Source organism: Acinetobacter terrae (genome assembly GCF_013004375.1).
GTDB classification, from domain to species: domain Bacteria; phylum Pseudomonadota; class Gammaproteobacteria; order Pseudomonadales; family Moraxellaceae; genus Acinetobacter; species Acinetobacter terrae.
Window position 1 is genome coordinate 1 of record NZ_JABERI010000013.1, and the last position, 3,497, is coordinate 3,497.

The 3,497-nt window shown below is 48.5% G+C and carries 2 rRNA genes; both read left to right on the top strand.

From position 1 onward, the window contains the following. Window positions 1–306 precede the first annotated feature (306 nt). A 23S ribosomal RNA gene (locus HLH14_RS07115) occupies window positions 307–3,203 on the top strand. Between the two features lie 170 nt (window positions 3,204–3,373). Then, window positions 3,374–3,488 (top strand): 5S ribosomal RNA (gene rrf, locus HLH14_RS07120). Window positions 3,489–3,497 lie beyond the last annotated feature (9 nt).

Sequence of the window (3,497 nt, forward strand, 5' to 3'; positions counted from 1 at the left end):
TCTGTGATTTATCACGGTTTCTAGACCTGACGAAGGCTAGAAAAATCATTAACAGATTATATTTGAGTTGAAATAAATTGTTTAAGGCTCAGAACTGAATTGAATTTAGCAGTAACTTGTTACTGTTAGGTGAAATGAAGAACTGAGAACTAGCGATTAACTGAATCAAGCGTTTTGGTATATGAATCTAATAGAAGCTGTACTGTAGTTCAATCTACGGACAACAAACTGTACGATTGTGATGAGTAATCATGATGATCTGTCTTAATCCTGCTTGTAGGGATTAACGACTGTTTGGGGTTGTATAGTCAAGTAATTAAGTGCATGTGGTGGATGCCTTGGCAGTCAGAGGCGATGAAAGACGTAATAGCCTGCGATAAGCTCCGGGGAGGCGGCAAATATCCTGTGATCCGGAGATTTCTGAATGGGGAAACCCACTTACCATAAGGTAGGTATTGCATGATGAATACATAGTCATGCAAGGCGAACGAGGGGAAGTGAAACATCTCAGTACCCTTAGGAAAAGAAATCAATTGAGATTCCCTTAGTAGCGGCGAGCGAACGGGGAAAAGCCCATTAAGTCATATAAGTTCTAGTGGAATGCTCTGGGAAGTGCAACCGTAGTGGGTGATAGTCCTGTACACGAAAGGGCTTATATGATGATGTCGAGTAGGGCGAGGCACGTGAAACCTTGTCTGAATATGGGGGGACCATCCTCCAAGGCTAAATACTCCTGACTGACCGATAGTGAACCAGTACCGTGAGGGAAAGGCGAAAAGAACCCCTGTGAGGGGAGTGAAATAGATCCTGAAACCGCATGCATACAAGCAGTGGGAGCCGGCATTGTGTCCGGTGACTGCGTACCTTTTGTATAATGGGTCAGCGACTTACATTCAGTAGCAAGGTTAACCGTATAGGGGAGCCGTAGGGAAACCGAGTCTTAATAGGGCGTTCAGTTGCTGGGTGTAGACCCGAAACCGGGTGATCTATCCATGAGCAGGTTGAAGGTTGGGTAACACTAACTGGAGGACCGAACCCACTGTCGTTGAAAAGCCAGGGGATGACTTGTGGATAGGGGTGAAAGGCTAATCAAACTCGGTGATAGCTGGTTCTCCCCGAAAGCTATTTAGGTAGCGCCTCGGACGAATACCATTGGGGGTAGAGCACTGTTTCGGCTAGGGGGTCATCCCGACTTACCAAACCGATGCAAACTCCGAATACCAATGAGTACTATCCGGGAGACAGACTGCGGGTGCTAACGTCCGTAGTCAAGAGGAAAACAATCCAGACCGCCAGCTAAGGCCCCAAAATTATAGTTAAGTGGGAAACGATGTGGGAAGGCATAGACAGCTAGGAGGTTGGCTTAGAAGCAGCCACCCTTTAAAGAAAGCGTAATAGCTCACTAGTCGAGTCGGCCTGCGCGGAAGATGTAACGGGGCTAAAACTATATGCCGAAGCTGCGGATGTGCAATTTATTGCACGTGGTAGGGGAGCGTTCTGTAAGCCGATGAAGGTGGATTGAGAAGTCTGCTGGAGGTATCAGAAGTGCGAATGCTGACGTGAGTAACGACAATGCGAGTGAAAAACTCGCACGCTGAAAGACCAAGGGTTCCAGTCCAACGTTAATCGGGGCTGGGTGAGTCGACCCCTAAGGCGAGGCCGAGAGGCGTAGTCGATGGGAAATTGGTTAATATTCCAATACTTCTGTGTAATGCGATGAGAGGACGGAGAAGGTTAAGTCAGCCTGGCGATGGTTGTCCAGGTGAAAGGTAGTAGGCATGCATCTTAGGCAAATCCGGGGTGCTCTATGCTGAGAACTGATAGCAAGCTGTACTTGTACAGCGAAGTGGCTGATACCATACTTCCAGGAAAAGTCTCTAAGCTTCAGTTACACAGGAATCGTACCCGAAACCGACACAGGTGGTCAGGTCGAGTAGACCAAAGCGCTTGAGAGAACTCTGCTGAAGGAACTAGGCAAAATGGTACCGTAACTTCGGGAGAAGGTACGCTGTCGACGGTGATTCCCCTTGCGGGATGAGCGGTTGACAGCCACAGAAACCAGGCCCCTGCAACTGTTTATTAAAAACATAGCACTCTGCAAACACGAAAGTGGACGTATAGGGTGTGATGCCTGCCCGGTGCTGGAAGGTTAATTGATGGGGTTAGCGTAAGCGAAGCTCTTGATCGAAGCCCCAGTAAACGGCGGCCGTAACTATAACGGTCCTAAGGTAGCGAAATTCCTTGTCGGGTAAGTTCCGACCTGCACGAATGGCATAATGATGGGGGCGCTGTCTCCAGCAGAGACTCAGTGAAATCGAATTCGCCGTGAAGATGCGGTGTACCCGCGGCTAGACGGAAAGACCCCGTGAACCTTTACTGCAGCTTGACATTGAACTTTGATCTTACTTGTGTAGGATAGGTGGGAGGCTTTGAAACCAGGACGCTAGTTCTGGTGGAGCCAATCTTGAAATACCACCCTGGTAATATTGAGGTTCTAACTCTGCTCCATAATCTGGAGCGAGGACCATGTCTGGTGGGTAGTTTGACTGGGGCGGTCTCCTCCTAAAGAGTAACGGAGGAGTACGAAGGTGCGCTCAGCGTGGTCGGAAATCACGCGTAGAGTATAAAGGCAAAAGCGCGCTTAACTGCGAGACCCACAAGTCGAGCAGGTACGAAAGTAGGTCTTAGTGATCCGGTGGTTCTGTATGGAAGGGCCATCGCTCAACGGATAAAAGGTACTCTGGGGATAACAGGCTGATACCGCCCAAGAGTTCATATCGACGGCGGTGTTTGGCACCTCGATGTCGGCTCATCTCATCCTGGGGCTGAAGCAGGTCCCAAGGGTATGGCTGTTCGCCATTTAAAGAGGTACGCGAGCTGGGTTTAGAACGTCGTGAGACAGTTCGGTCCCTATCTACCGTGGGCGCTGGAAATTTGAGAGGATCTGCTCCTAGTACGAGAGGACCAGAGTGGACAAACCTCTGGTGTACCGGTTGTCACGCCAGTGGCATCGCCGGGTAGCTATGTTTGGAAGGGATAACCGCTGAAAGCATCTAAGCGGGAAGCCTACCTCAAGATAAGATTTCCCAAGGACTTTATGTCCTCTAAAGAGCCGTTGAAGACTACAACGTTGATAGGTTGGATGTGGAAGTGCAGTGATGCATGAAGCTGACCAATACTAATTACTCGTGAGGCTTGACTATACAACACCCAAACAGTTGTTGTTTCGAAAGATTTCTAAGCAAAACGCTTGATTTGGCTGACGCTAGTCCTTAAACTTTGACTCAAATATATCTGTTAATAACTCTTTTGACCAAAGCTAGGCATACACACAGTGTAAATAAGACCATAGCGAGTAATCATAAACAGTTGTGCTGGCGACAATAGCAAGAGTGAACCACCTGATCCCTTCCCGAACTCAGAAGTGAAACCTCTTTGCGCTGATGGTAGTGTGGGGTTACCCATGTGAGAGTAAGTCATCGCCAGCTCATTATTCC